General features: G+C 39.6%; 17 protein-coding genes and 2 pseudogenes. 4 read left to right on the plus strand and 15 right to left on the minus strand.

Features of this window, described 5'->3' with window-relative positions; translation table 11 throughout:
* Positions 1 to 104 precede the first annotated feature (104 nt).
* The 7 genes and pseudogenes from LQ203_RS22280 to LQ203_RS22310 form a co-directional block, all read right to left on the minus strand.
* Positions 105 to 1,061: a DUF2705 family protein gene (locus tag LQ203_RS22280; RefSeq protein WP_230161478.1), complete on the minus strand. Its 957-nt coding sequence runs from the start codon at positions 1,059 to 1,061 to the stop codon at positions 105 to 107.
* On the minus strand, positions 1,061 to 1,993 hold the full coding sequence (locus LQ203_RS22285; RefSeq protein WP_230161480.1) for an ATP-binding cassette domain-containing protein: 933 nt from the start codon (positions 1,991 to 1,993) through the stop codon (positions 1,061 to 1,063). The genes LQ203_RS22280 and LQ203_RS22285 overlap by 1 nt, the downstream gene beginning before the upstream one ends.
* A gap of 190 nt (positions 1,994 to 2,183) precedes the next feature.
* Positions 2,184 to 2,387 carry a hypothetical protein gene (locus LQ203_RS22290; protein ID WP_230161482.1) on the minus strand — a complete coding sequence of 68 codons (204 nt, stop codon included), beginning with the start codon at positions 2,385 to 2,387 and terminating at the stop codon, positions 2,184 to 2,186.
* A gap of 222 nt (positions 2,388 to 2,609) precedes the next feature.
* Positions 2,610 to 2,849 (minus strand): hypothetical protein, encoded by a 240-nt coding sequence (locus tag LQ203_RS22295; RefSeq protein WP_230161484.1) that lies wholly within the window; start codon positions 2,847 to 2,849, stop codon positions 2,610 to 2,612.
* A 46-nt stretch (positions 2,850 to 2,895) separates the two neighbouring features.
* Positions 2,896 to 3,399: a GNAT family N-acetyltransferase gene (locus LQ203_RS22300; RefSeq protein ID WP_230161486.1), complete on the minus strand. Its 504-nt coding sequence runs from the start codon at positions 3,397 to 3,399 to the stop codon at positions 2,896 to 2,898.
* 885 nt (positions 3,400 to 4,284) lie between these two features.
* Positions 4,285 to 4,818 (minus strand): annotated as a pseudogene (locus tag LQ203_RS27740) (cupin domain-containing protein); the annotation flags it as partial.
* A gap of 232 nt (positions 4,819 to 5,050) precedes the next feature.
* The gene (locus LQ203_RS22310; protein ID WP_230161561.1) at positions 5,051 to 5,701 is read right to left on the minus strand and encodes an HAD family hydrolase; all 651 of its coding nucleotides are present in this window, start codon (positions 5,699 to 5,701) and stop codon (positions 5,051 to 5,053) included.
* 316 nt (positions 5,702 to 6,017) lie between these two features.
* Here LQ203_RS22310 and LQ203_RS22315 point away from each other — a divergent pair, with 316 nt between their 5' ends.
* Positions 6,018 to 6,815 (plus strand): peptidoglycan-binding protein, encoded by a 798-nt coding sequence (locus LQ203_RS22315; RefSeq protein ID WP_230161489.1) that lies wholly within the window; start codon positions 6,018 to 6,020, stop codon positions 6,813 to 6,815.
* A 139-nt stretch (positions 6,816 to 6,954) separates the two neighbouring features.
* Here the strand turns inward: LQ203_RS22315 and LQ203_RS22320 are convergent.
* The 4 genes and pseudogenes from LQ203_RS22320 to LQ203_RS22335 form a co-directional block, all read right to left on the minus strand.
* Positions 6,955 to 7,118 (minus strand): annotated as a pseudogene (locus LQ203_RS22320) (GNAT family N-acetyltransferase); the annotation flags it as partial.
* A 47-nt stretch (positions 7,119 to 7,165) separates the two neighbouring features.
* Positions 7,166 to 8,158, minus strand: coding sequence for a phosphotransferase (locus LQ203_RS22325; RefSeq protein WP_230161491.1), 993 nt, complete (start codon positions 8,156 to 8,158; stop codon positions 7,166 to 7,168).
* A 395-nt stretch (positions 8,159 to 8,553) separates the two neighbouring features.
* Entirely contained in the window at positions 8,554 to 9,987 is a 1,434-nt protein-coding gene (locus LQ203_RS22330) for an aldehyde dehydrogenase family protein (protein WP_230161493.1), read from the minus strand.
* 26 nt (positions 9,988 to 10,013) lie between these two features.
* Complete coding sequence (locus LQ203_RS22335) at positions 10,014 to 11,648, minus strand: acetolactate synthase large subunit (RefSeq protein ID WP_230161495.1); 1,635 nt, start codon at positions 11,646 to 11,648, stop codon at positions 10,014 to 10,016.
* A 164-nt stretch (positions 11,649 to 11,812) separates the two neighbouring features.
* On the opposite strand from LQ203_RS22335, the gene LQ203_RS22340 reads away from it, so the two are divergent.
* The 3 genes from LQ203_RS22340 (at position 11,813) to LQ203_RS22350 (ending at position 14,152) form a co-directional block, all read left to right on the plus strand.
* Entirely contained in the window at positions 11,813 to 13,462 is a 1,650-nt protein-coding gene (locus LQ203_RS22340; RefSeq protein ID WP_230161497.1) for an FMN-binding glutamate synthase family protein, read from the plus strand.
* A gap of 74 nt (positions 13,463 to 13,536) precedes the next feature.
* Positions 13,537 to 13,704: a hypothetical protein gene (locus LQ203_RS22345; protein WP_230161499.1), complete on the plus strand. Its 168-nt coding sequence runs from the start codon at positions 13,537 to 13,539 to the stop codon at positions 13,702 to 13,704.
* A 241-nt stretch (positions 13,705 to 13,945) separates the two neighbouring features.
* Complete coding sequence (locus tag LQ203_RS22350) at positions 13,946 to 14,152, plus strand: hypothetical protein (protein WP_230161501.1); 207 nt, start codon at positions 13,946 to 13,948, stop codon at positions 14,150 to 14,152.
* A gap of 130 nt (positions 14,153 to 14,282) precedes the next feature.
* On the opposite strand, the gene LQ203_RS22355 is transcribed toward LQ203_RS22350, so the two are convergent.
* The 4 genes from LQ203_RS22355 to LQ203_RS22370 form a co-directional block, all read right to left on the minus strand.
* Positions 14,283 to 14,936 carry a 3-oxoacid CoA-transferase subunit B gene (locus LQ203_RS22355; RefSeq protein ID WP_290370634.1) on the minus strand — a complete coding sequence of 218 codons (654 nt, stop codon included), beginning with the start codon at positions 14,934 to 14,936 and terminating at the stop codon, positions 14,283 to 14,285.
* A gap of 11 nt (positions 14,937 to 14,947) precedes the next feature.
* Positions 14,948 to 15,643 carry a CoA transferase subunit A gene (locus LQ203_RS22360; protein ID WP_230161505.1) on the minus strand — a complete coding sequence of 232 codons (696 nt, stop codon included), beginning with the start codon at positions 15,641 to 15,643 and terminating at the stop codon, positions 14,948 to 14,950.
* Positions 15,644 to 15,675: 32 nt separating this feature from the next.
* On the minus strand, positions 15,676 to 17,061 hold the full coding sequence (locus tag LQ203_RS22365; RefSeq protein WP_230161507.1) for a GntP family permease: 1,386 nt from the start codon (positions 17,059 to 17,061) through the stop codon (positions 15,676 to 15,678).
* Between the two features lie 622 nt (positions 17,062 to 17,683).
* Positions 17,684 to 19,354 carry a sigma 54-interacting transcriptional regulator gene (locus LQ203_RS22370; protein WP_230161509.1) on the minus strand — a complete coding sequence of 557 codons (1,671 nt, stop codon included), beginning with the start codon at positions 19,352 to 19,354 and terminating at the stop codon, positions 17,684 to 17,686.
* Positions 19,355 to 19,380 lie beyond the last annotated feature (26 nt).

A 19,380-nucleotide genomic window follows, 5' to 3' on the forward strand; every position in this document is an offset into this window, starting at 1 on the left:
TCGGCGTGTAGCCCGATTTTTCAACACGTTAACCGAACTAAACATATTCATTTCATGAAAAAAACCGAAATCAGCCACTGATTTCGGTTTTTCTTTTGCTTTTATTAATTAGTGATATCTTTTTTCTGGAAGAAGAAGAAAGTTAGCGCTAAAAAGATAAGATAGTAGATGCCTAGTACGCCCATTGAAAATCCAAGGGTAGCTCCATCAAACATTTCTATGGTTCCGGAAATATAGCCCCTTAAATCAAGGTGGGGGAATAAGACGAATTTTAACCACTCGTATTTACCGATGAATGATTGAATGACCATATTTAATGTCGAAGACGCAAATAGGATGAAAATGGATATACCTACTGCAAGTGCTTGGTTTTTAAATAATGTGCTTAACATGAAAGCGATGGTCGTGATGACCAAGAATCCTGGTATCCAGTAAACAATCATGTCTACGAAATATTCTCCGACTACCACCGGACTGAATTCACCGAAAGATGCGGGATCCATTATTTTGTCTGAATACGAGCCATTGCCAAAGAATATGATTCCGATTAGATAACTGAATATAAATAGGCTTGCAAGTAATAACGCTGCAAATAACAGGGAAGTAATATATTTGGAAAGTAGAATCTTCCAACGTTTATAAGGCCTGATCAACAGTTGTTTAATGGTACCATCCGAAAATTCCGAGGAAACGAGCGAGCTGCAAACAATAACGACGAATAATGTGACAAATGATGTTAATGATGTCGTCCATTCCGCCATATAGGTCCAATTCGTGTTTAAGTCAGGGTTTATATCATCAGCTAAAAGTTGCTTATTGAGATCAATCTCTTCCATGATCATCGCTTTTTCCTCGTCACTGATATCCTTAGCTTCCAATGCCTTTTTCTGTTCTTGTATATCTGCCTTCAACTCTTGCTTCCAATCTTTACCCGATTCGTCGGGACTTAGTTTCAAATCGATGACTGCAGTCCCTAAAGCTGCCAATAAAAGAAAAGCGATGAATATATAAGTTGATACCTTTGAAAAGATTTTCATCCATTCATTTTTTACTAAGGACATCATACAGACTCCCTCATTTCCTGCTCAGTAATTTCGAAGAATTTATCTTCCAGTGATTTTCTAGTAATGCCTATTTCATAGACATCCAACTGATTGCCATTAAAAATCCTGTTTATATGGGCCGTTTGTTCACGTGTTGCTGATACGGAGATTGTCTTCGAATCAAACTTAAGAATCGAAATATCCTTAAACTGTTCTTGAAGGATTTTTTTAGCTAGCTCCCCATCACTGACAGTGAATGAAACCTCATTGATCGTCTCGGTTTTTTCATCTACAATATGTTCTTTCGTATGTATGAGTTTTCCCTTTTCGATAACGGCAAAACTATCACACATCAACTGCATTTCCGATAGTAAATGGGATGAAATCAGTATCCCGACGCCTTCACTTGCAAGTACTTTCAAATAATCACGAAACTCACGAATCCCTTGTGGATCCAAGCCATTTGTCGGTTCATCAAAAATCAATAAAGAAGGTTTATGTAAAATGGCCTGTGCTACACCAAGGCGCTGGCGCATGCCCAATGAATAGGTCCTAACCTTCTTATCGATGGCATGATCCAATTTGACAAGCTTTATGACCTCTTCTATTCTCTCATTAGTTATCTCATTAGATGACATACGAGCATAATGGAGGATATTCTTCCTGCCAGTCATGTACTTATAAAATTCAGGATTTTCAACGATGGCCCCCAATTGATTCATCGCACCCTCAAAGTCTTTATCAAGGTCACTACCATTGATCATGACAGAACCTCCCGTACGATTGATAAGACCTGTGATCATCCGAATGATCGTGGTTTTACCAGCCCCATTCGGACCAAGCAAACCAAATATTTCATTGCTTTTTATTTCAAAGCTAACATTGTCTACAATGGTTGCTTTTCCAATTTTTTTAGTTAAGGATTGAACCTTAAGAACCGTTTCAGACATATAATACCTTCCTTTTTATATATTTTCCAAAATCACACAAATTCAAGATTACCATATTTTGCATAAAAATGCTATATTGATATTTTTCCATTTCGAGATATAACGTAGGTGTTGCACTGTTTTTAACATCTGCTGAGATCAATAGATTTCAGTATCATTCTTGACTGTCATTTGAATTTCACCATTCTTATCAATCGATTCCAAGCTGATGGTCGCCTTTCTTTTCGAAATAGCCAATGATAGATTCTGTATGTAGCATCCGTTCCCTATCCTTATAGTGCAATATCTTGGAGCTCTCGGTAAAGCCTTCAGTTGGCGTTACATTCAGCTTATATTCTTTGTCTGTCAGGATAGAGGGAATGTTACTATCAGAATTTATATGATGATAGGACAAATGTAATCCTGATATGTCTTCATCTGCCTAATTTTTGACTTTAATGTCGAATCCTTCTTTGCTTAATAACTAGAAAAGAACTTGCCGCTCCCATCATTCCCATTATCCATTTCCCGGACATGACTTTTTTCATTAATCAGCAACATCTCCTATTTATCGTTACCTTTTTATACGACTTTGAAAGGATAAAGTTTCATGATTTATGTAACTTATCAGGTTCGTTCATATGAAAAGCAACACATAGGTAAAGCCAATAGAAATGGCCAGCCCTAAAGCAAAAAGAATAATCCTTCTAATAAAAGGAGGAAAAAGCATATATATCGTCATTACAATAAAATCGATGATACTCGTTGGTATTCCTGTACCGAACTCTTTGATCTCTTTCTTTTTACCAAAAACGGCGAACCACATTACAAAAAGACCGCATAAGATGAAAATGATGGAAAAAATCTTAAATCCCATTCGATGTCACCCATTTCCTCACAAATTAAACGATGTTGTTTAACCCTTATTTTTTTAGAGAATCAAGTTTCAAAATGAACTCTTCTACATCTTGACCTCTTGCATGGGAATACCCCTTGTCCTCACCGAATCTTTCAAATCCACACTTTTCCAACACCCGAATAGATGCAATATGATCCTTGGCAGCCCGTGCATAAAGAGGACGAACTTTTATTTCCGGCAAAAAAAGGAGCAGTGCCTCTGTAGCAATACCTTTACCCCAATATTCCTTTCCAATCCAGTAACACACTTCTGGGTTACCCAACTGTTCAAATTGGAGAATGTTGCCCGCAACACTCCCGTTGTAGAGTATGGTCATTTTCAATATATTCCGGTTCGCTAAGGTATTCTTCCAGTGGGTCAAAAAAGCCACTTTGTCTGTTGGATCTTTAGGTGTGAATACAGCCATATAGTTTGCAGACGTATCCAATTGCTGCTCAAAAAAGGTTGGAAGATCACTCTCATTGACCACCCGCAGCTGAACTTCTCCTTCATTCACAAGGAATCCCATAAAAACTCGCACACTCCTTCATTGTTTTTTTATCTTTTATAAAGGGATCCTTCACCCGGATTGCTCACTTCTCTTTAGCTGTTCATTTAAGAACATTAGAAATTTCTTCTGATTCTTTTTCCTCTTAACAAGACGCTTTACGCGGAAATTGCTTTGTAAAAACTTTCTTACCCTTTTATTAACAAAAAAAAGGCGGTGATAATTTTCATCTTCATATAAATCATTAAACCATTTATTCCGCTTTAATGATTTTATATTTCTATCTATTTTTTTTGTATGTAATGAGTCATCACCGAAATAAATAAAGGAAGAAAGTATTTCCATGAAGAATTCCATCATCACTTTTTCCTCTCCTATTTTCAACTGAATTCAACTAGGATACCTACACGGATTATTCACTCTCTTTTCTAAGGGGACACTAATTTCCTTATCTTTCATCTAAAATATACCATTCATTCAAGCTGTCTGTAATTGGAAAGCCATATTCTTTGTGTCTGGTGTTTTCTTAGGAGATTTTACACGTTATCAAAACTTTTCGCTATAAAAAAAAGACAGTCCCTCTTTGCTGACTGTCTGCCCTAAATAACAAGGTTATGGCCGATATCCGTAGTAAGGGTTTGTATAGTTTACCTGTGGAGATTCGGCTGGATAGGAATATTGGTGATCCGAATACGGATGATAGCTCATATGTTGATCGTTCATTGGATGATTGTACATATGTTGGTTACTCATATATTGGTTACCCATATATTGATTTCTCATCGGTTGGCTGTTCATATGCTGTTTGCTGATTGAATGATTAGTCATATACTGGTTGCTCATATAGTGGTTATTCATGCTGGAACTTTCTGTATCCACCCCTGCTTGTTGGGTTTTTCCAGCTACGCATTCATCAGTTGGTCCGATGACGATGGTTTGCCCGTGCAAAGGTTTTAGTGTTTCTTTTAATTTTTCAGGATCTAAGCAATAAGTATGCGCAAGCACTTCAATTGGGGTTTTCGTCAGAATATCAGACCCCAAGATGTACTCCGGATATGGAGCATCAAAGATTGCTATTAGGTGGGTCCCATCTTCAGAAGCTTCTTCCCAATGCCACCACCCTTGAGGGATATTTGCGACTTGCCCCGGCTGGATTGGGATATTTATAACCTGATTGTTAAAGGGGTTAATCAATGACACTGTCGCTGAACCCGAAATGCAATAAACAAGTTCAGCTGCATTTTGATGGTAATGCGGTTCGACGACACGTCCTTGACTTAAGTGGATATCAAGAAGAGAGACTTCACCAAGTGTATTTAAAACATCCCTTCCCAATCGGTTAATGTAATTTTCATGATTCCGTGTATTCAATCGGTTTTTATTGACGTCTGCAAAATATTGGGTGCTCAGTGCTGTGTAATCCATATAAGAGGTTGGCATTTAGAACAACTCCATTCTTTAATTGGGTATATTCATCAATTTCATCCTATGTTAAGGAAACAGAACCGTGATAAAAAAGGAAAACCGAAGACTCTAACATCTTCGGCGTTGGTTTAAGCACGATAAAATGGCTCCTTCGTTATTTACTAAAGCCACCATTGAATGGTTTTCCATTCAAGATGTACTGATCTAAAACCTTACGATGATCATATAAGTAATTTTCTTAAACACCTTATTGCTCCATAAGTTTTATAACATCAGTCAAACTCATATCCATCATCGATCGGAGGCGTAAATGATGATTTTCAAAAGCTAAAGCTTCCGTGACGGGATTAGGTACAATCACACACTTTATTCCAGCAGTCAGGGCCGCTTGAAGCCCATTTAGCGAATCTTCAAATGCTACGGCTTCTGTGGGCTGAATGCCCAGGACTTCTATTGCCAATACATACAAATCAGGCGCTGGTTTTACTTTATCAACGTCATCCCCTGTGATAATCACTTCAAAATAGTGTAACAGTCCGAGTTCCCCCAAATGATGAGTGACCCACTCTTTTGTTGAACTGGAAGCGAGGGCGATTTTATAGCCATTTTTTTTTGCTGCTTCTAAATAATCCTTTACACCTTCACGAGCCTGGGGTGTTTTCATCTTTTCTTGATGCAGGTTTTTTGCTCTTGATTCAATTTCTTCAATATTATAACTTTCCCCCAGCTGATCCTTGAAGTACTGATTAAGTTCAGTATTATCCGTCCCGATACATTTAACAAAATGTTCGAGAGGCAAATCGGATTTATAAAAAGCCATCGTTTCTTTATAAGCTTCATACCAGGCCGTTTCTGTGTCTAAAATTAATCCATCAAAGTCGAAAATAACTGCTTTAATCAAATTGATTTCCTCCTTCTAACTTATCCCTGAAATACACATACGCTTCAAGTTATTTCTTTTAATATAAACGTACATGAATGAACGCCCTTTGTTCAACCAAACTGTTCTGTTCGTTTAATGTGAAGACTGTTCATTTCCCATAATTATCTAATTACTAAGAATATCGTAACCCGATGTCCGCCTCATTTCTTTTCTTTCTGTTACATGTTTTAACAATTACTTAGTGCCTTCGCGGTGTTTTTCCTTAACTGCGCCTAAAAGGGTGATCGTTTAACGAATTGTTTAATTGCAGGAAACAACGAGGAGGATAAACATGAAGAAAATTTTATTAACGATCCTAACGGCTTCTGTATTCATTCTAGGAGTTTGCATGCCAACTGAAGGCGAAGCCGCAGCGAATGATCGCACACTTTCATTTGGAATGAGTAATGGTGATGTAAAAGAATTACAAGAATTATTACTGACAAAAGGGGTTTTTCCCTATCATGAAGCAACAGGCTACTTCGGCCCGATTACAAAAGAATCCGTTAAGAAGTTTCAGGAAAAATCAGGACTGAAAGTAGATGGAATAGCAGGAACACAGACGAATCAGAAAATACAGGTACTGAAAAGCGGGGATATGGGAAGACCTGTAGCTGAACTGCAAAGGCTATTGAAAGACTGGGATGTTTACACATCAACAATAGATGGCATTTATGGACAAAGTACAAAGCAAGCCGTTATGAATTTTCAAAAGCAAAAGGGATTATCGGCTGATGGAATAGCCGGTGCACGGACCTTAAGTAAATTGGAAGAAAAGGCAAGTTTAGCGAGCTCATCCGTTAAAGAACTTACGGTAACAAGTACAGCATATACAGCGAGCTGCGAGGGATGCTCAGGCACTACAAGAATGGGCGTTGACCTAAAAAAATATGATGATGCCAAACTGATAGCAGTCGATCCGAACGTGATTCCGCTAGGCTCCATCGTTGAAGTCGAAGGTTACGGACAAGCCATCGCTGCAGACACGGGCGGCGCGATCAAAGGAAACAGAATTGATGTATTCATCGCAAAAGAATCGGATGCTTTAACATGGGGAAGAAAGCAAGTGAAAGTAAAAATAATCAAATGATGCATCACGAAACCATCGCTTTACGATAAAACAAATACATAACTAAACAGAAAGAGCATGTATGGAATGATTCCATACATGCTCTTTCCATTTGCTTCTGATAGATTGGGAGTTTCCTTTTGGGGCTTATATTATAACAAAATTTGCACATAATGATGTCGTCAACGTAATCACTTTCATTGATCTTAAATTCCTTAATCTTACGACATTCTTCAACAATCCCCATACTTTTGTACATGGAAATGCCCGATGATTTGTTAAAAAAACTCCTAAGCTCACCTTTAAAATTAGAGGGTTGGCTTCCTTGTCAGTACCCCGCTTAAAGGTTCAGATACATCCCAATCAACAGCTTAATAAATTCCGTGATAATCGAAGTCAACGATCGGACGACTTTCCATTATTCTTTGTTCAATTTTTTGAACGGTTTGGTTTAATGGACTATCCGTATTCTTCAAATCATACTTTTTATGGAAAAAATTATATAATGTTAGATCTCTTAATTTTAAAAATAACGGGATTGTTTCGTAATCTTCGGCTGCAAGTATATTTTCCGTCTCATAGCCTTTTATAAATGCCTTCATAAATTTAGCAGCATATCCATCGCGGCCTTTTACGCCCTCACGTTCCAAGCTCCACATAAGATAATAGAGAGGAATGGCCAAATCGCTGGCAAACCAGTGATTTGAACAGTCATCAAAGTCGAAAACGTGAATTTCACCTTCATGATAATGGAAATTTCCGTGATGAATATCAGAATGAATCAATCCAAAGTTATCTTGATGTACTGGAAGAGCATTTAATTTCTTCATGATTAATTCTTGTTGGTGCATCATTTGCCCTGGAGCATCAGAATTATAGAGTTTGACATTCAATAATTCTTCTTCAAACCAATACAACCTTTTATATTTAGTTTCCGGTTTGTAGCCTTTTGTTTCTTTATGTAGGTGACCTATTGTTTTTCCCCATACAAAAAATAAATCTTCGTTAAAATTTTCATCAGTCATTTTCATCCTTACACCAGGAGCTTTTTCAAACAGGCAACAATAAAAAACAGTACCATCGAGACCCTTTACGATTTCAACTAAGTTATTTTCAATTGAAGGAATAACCTTCGGAATATCACTGCCATTATTCTGTAAATACTCAATCCACATTAACTCAGCAAGCACTTGGTCTTTTGAACGATGTGATTGATGTGTCAATCTTAAGATGTATGGCATTCCATCCCGGTAAACCTCAAATACGTAGTTCTCTGCATCTCCAAGTTTAACTGGACTCTCTGCATTCACTTGAAAAAAATGCCCGGCCATTCCTACTATTTCCTTTGTAAAAATCCGTTCCACCGACGCTTCCATTATCTTCACTCCTGTTTATGATGTTAATAAAAAACGAATTATTATATGTTTAATACGATAGGGAAATACCATTTCCCTTTATTCGTCTATCATTCTTCTTTTATATTAATTTATGATAACAACGGTAAATATATGTGAATAGTGTTGAAGCGACATCGAATTTCCATCCTTTATCATTCTATTTTCCTAATTTCGCCCAATTGTTCAATTAAGAAAATGAATAGCTACGCAGCACTTGGTATGGAAAAATGTCACAAAACATTATCCGGTTTTGTGAAATAAAAAAGGAGCCGCCTAGATGACAGCTCATACCTTCAAGTGAAGACGATGTATTTTACTCTTACATATCCGTCAATTTTTAATACTCGTCTTTTTACCACGAATCATTTGTCGCTTATTTTAAAGCTAATGAACTTCTGCTCCATCATTTCATTCATGGCATATTTGACACCTTCCCTGCCAACACCGCTGTCCTTCCAGCCACCATAAGGCATATTATCAATCCGATAGGTCGGGATATCATTAATGACGACTCCACCCGTTTCCAAACGTTCCGCCGCATAAAAAGCCCGTTCAATACTCGGTGTCATCACTCCTGAGTTCAATCCGTAGCGTGAATCATTTGCATCCTTGATGGCATCATCCAGCGTTTCAAATGGGAAAATACAGACGACCGGACCAAATACTTCGAAACGAAATACTTTGGAGTCACGATTTACATTGGTTAATACGGTAGGTAATAGTACATTGCCTTCCACTGTACCGCCGCACTCAATTTTTGCTCCTTCCTGTGCCGCCTCCTCAATCCATTTTTGTAACCGCTCCAATGATTTTTTCGAAATGACTGCTGTAATATTCGTATTTTCCTCCAGCGGTGAACCGATGACAAGCTGTTTGGTCGTACTGACGAATCGCTCCAAAAATCGTTGGTACAGGGATTTGTGAACATAAATTCTTTGAATCGAGATACACACCTGCCCATTATTCGTAAATGACCCCATCACACTTCGATCAATAACTTTATCGATATCAACTCCTTCATCAATGATGAACGGCGAATTGGATCCGAGTTCAAGTGTAAGCTTACGGAAACCTGCCTGCTGCTGGATGAGGTGTCCGACCTCCACACTGCCAGTGAAAGTCACTTTTTTTACATGTGGATGGGTCGTCAATGCTTCACTTAAGACATCCCCTTTGCCTGGAATGATGTTCAATACTCCCTCTGGCAGCCCTGCTTCTTTAAAAATATCGGCAAGCACCAGCGCACTCAGAGGAGTTTGTTCGGCCGGTTTTAATACGATCGAATTTCCTGCTGCAATGGCAGGTCCTACTTTATGGGCGACAAGATTAAAAGGAAAGTTAAATGGGGTAATCGCTGTCACGACGCCAATCGGGGTACGAACTGTGAAGCCAAAACGGTTAACCCCGCCCTCTGCCGCATCCATCGGAATTTGTTCTCCATAATTGTTCTTTGACGCTTCTGCAGCAAAACGGTAGGTTTGAACCGTACGATTCATTTCCTCACGAGCATTTCGAATCGTTTTCGCTGCCTCCAGAGAAATGATTTTCGCAAGCTCTTCACTGCGTTCTTCCATGATGGCTGCAGCTTTCACCAGAATTTCTGCCCGTGCATGTGCAGGATAGGTGCGGTATTTCTGAAAAGCTGCATTTGCTTCAACAATCGCTTCAACGGCATCCGCTGGTTCAGCCTGTCCGATTTGTGCAATCTCTTCATTTGTATGGGGATTATATAATGGCTCATACGATTTAGCCTCCCGCCATTTGCCGCCGATCCACAATTGCCACTTTTTCTTCATCTATCATCCCTCCAGTAATACTTGCTTTATAATTTACAAATATAATCACCTAGTGTTTTTGAGAGCTCTACATTTTCCGAATAATCCACATCCACATCAATCAGGACAATTTCCTGGCTTGCAATCGCTTCTTCTAATGCATGGAGCAATTCATCGGAGTGGGTTACTTTCACTCCTTTAACCCCAAAGCTTTTCGCGAACTCTATAAAGTCTGGGTCCGTAAATTCAATCGCATTTGTACGATCAAATTTATTCAATTGCTTCCACTCGATCAGGCCCAATTTTGAATCATGGAAAATGACGACGACGAAGGCAAGACCTAGACGTTTGGCCGTTGCCAATTCAACCCCATTCATCAGAAATCCGCCATCCCCTGTGACTGCAATGACAGGTTTATCAGGCTTTGCCAGTTTTGCCGCAATCGCACCGGGAACGGCAATACCCATCGATGCAAAGCCATTAGAAATGATTGTGTGATTAGGCTTTTCCGGCTGATACATCCGTGCAATCCATAATTTATGGGCACCCACATCCGAAATGACAATCGCATTCCCCATTTCCGCCTTTTTCAAATCGGCGATAATTCGCTGAGGAATGATAGGGCTTCCTGATACATCATCTGAGGAATGAAACTTTTCAATAATTTGAGACCTTAACCTTTTCACTTCTGGCCAAAGCTCTTTTTCCGCTACATCAGTGATCAAGGCTTCCAGCGAGTCTGTGACGTTCCCCACCAATTCAGCTTGAACCGGGTAATACGCATCAATTTCAGCCGGTCGAGCATCAATATGAATAATCGGATTCATCGCCTCATCATTCCAATATTTAGGTAAATACTCAACGAAATCATAGCCGACAGTGATAATGAGGTCGGCCAAATCAAACCCACATAGAACATAATCCCTTGCCTGCATCCCAACTGTATAAAGGGTCAATGGATGGTCCGAGGGTAAAACACCTTTGGCCATGAACGAATTCACAATGGGAATTTGCTTCGTTTCTGCAAATTTCCGTAAGTACTCCGTAGCTTCATCGCGGATTACGCCATTGCCAGCTAGAATAATAGGCTTTTTAGCACGATTTATTAATTCCACGGCTTTTTTTATTTCCTCTTCGGCTGGACGGGATCTAGGCATTGGTGTCACCGGAAGTGGTTCACCTTCTGTATCCATCAACGCTACATCTTCCGGCAGCTCGATATGAACCGGTCCCGGCTTTTCAATGACTGCCGTCTTAAATGCTTTACGGATAATTTCCGGAATCGTATGCGGCACCTTAATTTGTTGATTCCATTTCGTTACTTCTTTAAAAACTCCAATAATGTCCACATATTGATGCGACTCCTTATGAATTCGATCAAGGCCGGCCTGACCTGTAATCGCGATAACAGGTGAATAATCCAGGTAAGCACTGCCTATCCCTGTCAATAAATTCGTTGCACCCGGTCCCAACGTACCCAAACAAACGCCTGGCTTTCCAGTTAGCCGGCCATAGATGTCTGCCATAAAAGCCGCAGCTTGTTCATGGTGAACTAAGATAAATTTAATATCGGAGTCTATTAGGGAATCGATAAGATCCGTATTTTCCTCACCCGGTATCCCAAAAATATACTGAACCCCTTCATTCTCTAAACATCGTATAAACAAATCTGATGCCTTCAAACTATTCCCTCCTCGACCATTTCGATTTCTTTCTCTATATGTTGGCTTAGCCTTCGAGAAATTATGTACTTGAGTACTTTAAAAATCATTTCGACACTCCTGTATAAAGTAATGAAGGTTCGAGTAAATTAACCTCATGTAAGGTCATTACTAGGAGGGATAAAATGGACATCGCAAGTCGTTTAATTATTACCACGTTTATTTTTGTTGCACTTATTTTAATCGCACTTGTCATTTTTCTAATCTATTTATTACTGTTTGACCGAAATCAGAAGCATCACGCCATACTACGGAATTACCCCGTCCTAGGCAGGATGCGCTACTTTTTAGAAAAAATCGGTCCAGAATTGCGGCAATATTTTTTTAACGGGGATAATGAAGGAAGGCCGTTTTCAAGGGATGACTACGAGCATATTGTAAAAAGCTCAAAGTATATGCGAGATGTAGTTGGATTTGGTTCTAAACGCGATTTTGATGAAGAAGGCCTTTTTGTTCGGAATGCCATGTTCCCAAAATTAGCCGAAGAAGAAAAATTCGATAGAGAAACAAAGGTGATAACCAAAAGGTATATCTTATTGAAGGATCCGCTTTTTTCGCAGCGAAAGGAAAAATGGGAGGATGAGGAATCGTCTGCTTACTTATTGCATGAAGATGATGCCGTGGTCATCGGCCCAAATACCAAGCATCCATTTAGATTAAAAGGATTGATTGGAATGTCGGCGATGAGCTATGGTTCATTAGGATATAATGCCATCACAGCATTATCAGAAGGATTAGCGTTAGCGAAAGGTACGTGGATGAATACTGGGGAAGGCGGGCTATCTTCCTATCATTTAAAAGGTGGCGTCGATATCATTATGCAGATTGGTCCGGCCATGTTCGGGGTGCGTGATAAATTTGGCGAAATGGATTGGGATGAGTTAAAACGGAAAAGTGAGATTCCTCAAATAAAAGCATTTGAGATTAAACTCGCTCAAGGTGCCAAAACCCGTGGCGGACATATTGATGCGGAAAAAGTCACTCCAGAAATTGCCGAGATTCGCAAAGTGGAACCATTCAAATCAATTGACAGTCCTAATCGTTTTCATCAATTCAGTGATGTACCAACGATGTGTGAATTCATTGAGAGAATCCGTAACCATACAGGTAAGCCTGTTGGAATGAAGATGGTTGTCGGCGGTAATGATAGCGTGGAAGAACTAGCCAAATATATGAAGGAGACAGGCAAAGGACCGGATTTTATCACCGTGGATGGTGGTGAAGGCGGTACAGGGGCTTCCTATCAAGAATTGATTGATAGTGTCGGATTGCCGATTAAATCAGCCCTGCCCATTGTCGTCTCGACCCTTCAAAAATATGGAGTGCGCGATCGGGTTAAAATTATCGCCTCAGGTAAGCTGTTCACCCCTGACCGGATTGCGATTGCTTTAGCGATGGGAGCCGATCTCGTCAATATTGCGCGTGGATTCATGATTGCCATAGGATGTATCCAAACATTGAAGTGCCAATCCAATGCATGTCCAGTTGGGGTAGCCACAACTGACCCAGACTTGCAAAAAGCTCTCGTGATAGACGAAAAGAAATACCGTGTGGTCAACTTTCTCGTGACACTTCGAAAAGGTCTTTTTCGAATTTCAGCCGCAGCAGGTTTAAATTCACCTGTTCATTTTCAACCGAAACATATTAGTTATAAAGATGATAAAGGCGTGGTTACATCACTCGAAAACATCCTTCATGAAGTCCAGCGGAAAATAGGTGTAAATGAACCCAGGAAGCAAAAGTTCCTTCTTAACAGAACGATGCACAAACAGTAAACAGTGAAATTAAATCATAATTTTGGGGCGATGGAGAAAACTAAACAAGCAAGTATAGAAAGGAGAGATTGAGTATGGGTCGCGGTAAAAATTTTAATCACAAAGAAAAAGGACATCCTGGAAATTTACCTGATAATAGAATAAGCGAAGAGAAAGAACATAGTCGACAGTATGAGCAGATTGAGGATATTGTTACACATGAAGCTTTTAAAAATCGGGAAAAAGATGACGAGATGCCTTAACGGCAAAGAAAAAGGGAAGATAAATCAATATACAGTTACCGAAATTATATAATTTCTCGGAAAGCGCCTATGCAATATCCTGCTCTCGGTATTTTACTGAGGCAGGGTATTTAGCATAGCTTGTAATTGTTGACGTTGCGAAGGCAGTTTTATTAGCTGAGCGATACATGATGCTAAAGAATATGACAACCTCTCTTTGTCATACCCTTTAAAAAAAGATGAAGGTGTGACACTGCTAAATATGAAAAAAAATAATTCCATCGTTTTTTATGTAATAAAGGGCTCAACAATTAAAAAATTTTTAATCCTAGATCTAGTTGTTGGAACAGGAATTTATTTTGCCGTCAAATTTATTTCTTCAAGCTTATTAATGGCGAGTCTTGCGAGTATTATTGGAACAGAAGGAATCAAGAAGGCACCTAAAATTCTAAAAAAAATCCAGTTCTAAAAATCCCAGTATATTTATAGCACTGAAATAACGCAAACAAAATTAGACTACTTCCATTCGCGGATTTGCGAATAAAAGTAGCCTAATAATCAGTTTAATAGGTCAGGTTAATTCAAGTAATCTCTTAAACTTATGCTTTAATTTCAATAGAGGGGCTTATTGTAAAGTCAGCCTCTGTTTTACTTTTCACTTCATCAAGAGTTATGCCATTTTGCAATTCAATCAATTCCATACCCGCTTCTGAAAACTGAAATACAGCCAATTCTGTAATCAGGCAATGGACGACCTTTTCACCCGTCAATGGCAGTGTACAGCTCTTTTTCACTTTGGATTCCCCATGCTTGTTCACATGGTCCATAATGACAACGATTCGTTTCGCTCCTTGGACGAGGTCCATCGCTCCTCCCATTCCTTTTACCATCTTCCCTGGAATCATCCAGTTTGCCAAGTCCCCATTTTCCGAAACTTCCATCCCGCCTAAAATGGCTAGATCGATGTGGCCACCGCGAATCATCGCGAACGATTCAGCACTATCAAAAAATGACGCCCCCGCTTTTGCTGTTACTGTCTCTTTTCCGGCATTGATCAAATCCGGGTCCACTTCAACTTTTTTTGGATAAGGTCCGATTCCTAGTAAGCCATTTTCCGATTGAAGCATGACATTAAAGTCATTTGGAATCATGTTGGCAATTAAGGTAGGCATTCCGATGCCTAAATTTACACACATACCATCTTGGATTTCTTTAACGGCCCGTTCTAAAATTAGTTGTCTAGTCATTCGAATACTCCTCCTTTTTATGCGTTAGCAGTTGTAAGTCTTTCAATTCGTTTTTCATAGTCTTTTCCTACAAGCACTTTTTGTACATAAACCCCTGAAGTATGAATTTCATCCGGATCCAGCTCTCCTGTGCCCACAAGCTCCTCCACTTCGACAATCGTGACTTTCCCTGCTGTGGCAACGACAGGGTTAAAATTCCTTGCGGTTTTCCGATATACGAGATTACCGAAATGATCTGCTTTCCAGGCCTTAACAAAGGCAAAATCTCCGACTATTCCTTTTTCCATAATGTATGTGCGGCCATCAAACTCTTTATGTTCTTTACCTTTTGCGACTTCCGTTCCTACTCCTGTAGCTGTATAAAAGGCAGGAATTCCTGCTCCGCCCGCTCTTAACCGCTCAGCAAGCGTCCCTTGTGGAACTAGCTCGACTTCCAGCTCGCCACTTAAAAATTGCTGTTCAAATAACTTATTTTCCCCTACATAGGAAGCAATCATTTTTTTGATTTGTTTATTTTCCAGCAAAAGACCTAAACCCCAATCATCGACACCACAATTGTTACTGACAATCGTCAAATCCTTTACACCTTTGTCACGCAAAGCAATGATTAGTTTTTCTGGTATTCCGCTTAATCCGAACCCGCCAACGATAATGGTTGCTCCATCCTCGATTTGTTGAATAGCGCTATCAAAAGATGTTAATAATTTACTCATTTTCCATCATCTCCATTCTTAATACTATTCTATTAAATAAACAGTGAAGTTGCAAAAGCAATGATAAACACGGTCACTGTTTTCAAAACCGTAATCGCAAAGATATCCTTGTAGGATTGACGATGTGTCAGTCCTGTAATAGCTAGTAAGGTAATAACAGCACCGTTATGTGGAAGCGTATCCATTCCGCCAGATGCCATGGATGCAATTCGATGAAGCATTTCCGGGCTGATTCCGACACTTTGAGCCACCTGCAAATAGTGACTTCCCATTACTTCCAACGCAATCGAAAGTCCACCAGATGCAGATCCGGTAATCCCTGAAAGTACATTGACGGCAATAGCTTCGGATACGAGCGGATTACCGCTTGCATTGAACACCCAGTTTTGAATCACCGAGAATCCAGGAAGTGTTTTCACAACATTTCCAAAACCAACTTCAGATGCGGTATTGAAAATTGCAAGCAAAGATCCCATTGCGGCAGCTGTTAATCCACTTGCCAATTTGACCTTTATACGACCAACATTCAGAAGCATTGCTGCAATAATACCGATTGTCAGTGCAACAATCAAAGACCAGGATGAAGTGACTGTACTTACATCGGCTATGTTGAAAGTTTCCTTCAACATCGATGCATCATACCAGTGCTTAACCGAAATGGCACTGCGACTGAATGCAAAATTAAACGCGACGACAAGGATGAGTGGTACGATGGAAAGCCAAAAGTTAGGCAGGTTTTGCTGTTCGGCACTTTCTGGTTCATTAATATGTCCTTCCCCGTAGCCTTCACCATTTGCCAGCGCTTGTTTACGACGACGTTCTAACCAGATCATTCCGCCAGTGAATACCATGATTGCGCCAATAATCCCCATTAATGGAGCTGCATAGGTATCTGTTCCGAAATAGTTAGTAGGAATGATATTTTGAATCTGAGGTGTTCCAGGAAGAGCATCCATCGTATAAGTGAATGCGCCTAATGCTATCGTTCCTGGCAATAATCGCTTTGGAATGTCTGCTTCTTTAAAAATTGCTGCTGCAAATGGATAAACGGCGAATGCCACTACAAACAGTGAAACCCCACCATATGTCAGTGCCGAACAGGCCAGCACTACAGCAAGAATAGCCTGCTTTGAACCTAGTGACTTTACGATGGTCTTGGCAATGGATGCTGCTGCACCGCTCATTTCCATGACCTTTCCAAATACTGCCCCTAATAAGAATATCGGGAAAAATGCTTTTACATAGTTAGCCGCAAACGTCATATATGTCTCGGTATAACTCGGCAGCAAATGACCACCAGATAAAATGACAGCCAATAGCGTAACTAGCGGTGCTATGATAATGACCGGATAGCCCCGGTAGGCTAAAAAGATTAAAAGTCCTAAAGCCACAACAATGGCTAAAATTTGAATCACCAATACTATTCCCCCTTTTCTTTTCTCCCCTTGCCCCCAAATTATTTCGGAAGCCTTTACGTAGTAACATTAATCTCCCCAATTCCACATTTCGCTTTCACCATTCAAGCCTGCCTTCCCCAAGTCAAGCTTAATGATCATACTAAGTGAAAAACTATAACTCCCCAATTATTGATAACGCTTTCAACAAACTGTTGAAGTTACGTAATCCCTTTCCATTTCACGTGGAAACACTAGATAAAATGTCAGATAGACCATTCGCCATAGTACTTATGCAATTCTTGTGCCAACTTATATTAAATTGAAATATATTATCTTTTATAGACTTTTCAAACACTTTATTCCCTTTTTATAAATTATAAATGCAAAAATCCCTTAAAACTGTCAAGGTTTCAATACACACAACTAATAAACTTCTAAAAAGTGTTAACCTTTCCTTACAACATTTCAATTCGCTCTCTTATCATGTACGGATTCCCTAACACATTCAAAGATAAACAGCTATCATCTATTCATAAACATCATATTTTCCTTTTATTGGCCAGCTAAAAAACCATTGTCTGTTCTAATGAGTTGGTGCAAAAAGTATAAAAAGTACCCTTTGGCTAAAGGGTACTTTTTACAATCATAAACCATATTTATTCATTTTTTCATATAGTGTTGTTCGGCTCACTCCGAGTCTCTTTGCCGTTTCTGATTTATTGCCAGAAGTCATTTCCAAACATGAAACGATTGTTGCCCGTTCGGTCTCATCCATGACTTCTGCTAAAGTGCGGATTGAGACTGATTCTTTATGACCCGTTATTTCTTTAGGGAGATGCTTGGAACGTATCATTTCCTCTTCTTCAACAATATTCATTGCGCGTTCTATGATATTTTCCAACTCTCGAATATTACCCGGCCATTTATAAAGGCGAAGCAGCCGTAAAGCTTGATCACTCATCCCCGTTACGCGTTTTTTCATGAGGTTCTGGTACTTTTCAACAAAATGATTTACCAGTATTTCAATGTCCTCTGGTCGCTCCCTTAAGGAAGGAACCTGGATTTGCATGACCTTTAATCGGTAATACATATCAAGTCGGAATTCCCCTTTCGAGACCATTTCCTCCAGATTACGGTTTGTTGCAGCGATTACCCGTACATCAATCGGAATGCTTCCCGTCGAACCGACCCTCTCAATTTCTTTTTCTTGTAAAACACGGAGCAGCTTCACCTGCATATGCAGTGGCAGCTCACCGATTTCATCCAAAAAAATCGTTCCACCTTCAGCTGCTTCGAACTTACCAGCTTTTCCGCCCTTTTTTGCACCAGTGAAAGAACCCTCTTCATAGCCAAAAAGTTCAGACTCTAGCAGCTCTGCCGGGATGGCGGCACAGTTCACTTTGACAAACACACCCATGGACCTTCTGCTATCATTATGAATGGAATGGGCAAACAGCTCCTTACCTGTTCCGCTTTCGCCCAAAATCAACACATTTGAGTCGCTTTTAGCTGCAATTTTGGCTTGACCTTTTACTTCCATAAAAGCAGGACTTCTTCCCATTAAATGATCAAACGTATATGAGGCCTTATTTCTCTCGCGAAAATCGCCTTTGTACTTTTTCAGTTCTACTTCAAGTGAGTTAATCCGCTTGGAAAGAGCGGTAAATTGCCCGACATTCTTAAATAAAATCTTCCCGACCGCTCCTATTAATTTACCTTGTTTCCGTATTGGGGAGCGGGTTGCAATTATATAATTATCTTTAATTTTTTGTAATTCAGCTACCTCTTGCTTGCCAGTTTCGGCAACCACATGCATACGGGTATTTTCAATGACCTCCGTTACATGTTTCCCTATGGAGCTTTCCTGATCGACCCCAAGAAAATCTGCATAAGCGTGGCTCAGCATTTGGACATACCCTTCCGTATCGACCATCACCAACCCATCATATGCAAATTCGATTATATCCTTAAACAAAAGTTCTTCATGATTATCGATATTGAGAAAATCACTTTTATTATTTGTAAACAATAGGAGGTAAATCTGATACTCCTCATCAACCATTTGAACGATGGATTTTCTGACAATCCCATTATTATCGTTCAAACGAATAGGAGTATTTACAGCTGGTTTAAGGTTTTTTTCAATAATCAAATTTGTTTGCATGTCAAATTGATTCTCAGCAAAAGCCTCTGATAATACGCGATTGCATAAAACGATTTCTTTTTCGTTTTTCGTTACCAAAACACCAAAAGGTAATTCTTCCAATATCGCTTTCACTAATTCAAATTGAACAGGTTTATTATCTCTGACCATTCCTATTCTCCTTAACCCGTCTGAAG

This window comes from Peribacillus sp. Bi96 (assembly GCF_918698115.1).
Classification (GTDB): domain Bacteria; phylum Bacillota; class Bacilli; order Bacillales; family DSM-1321; genus Peribacillus.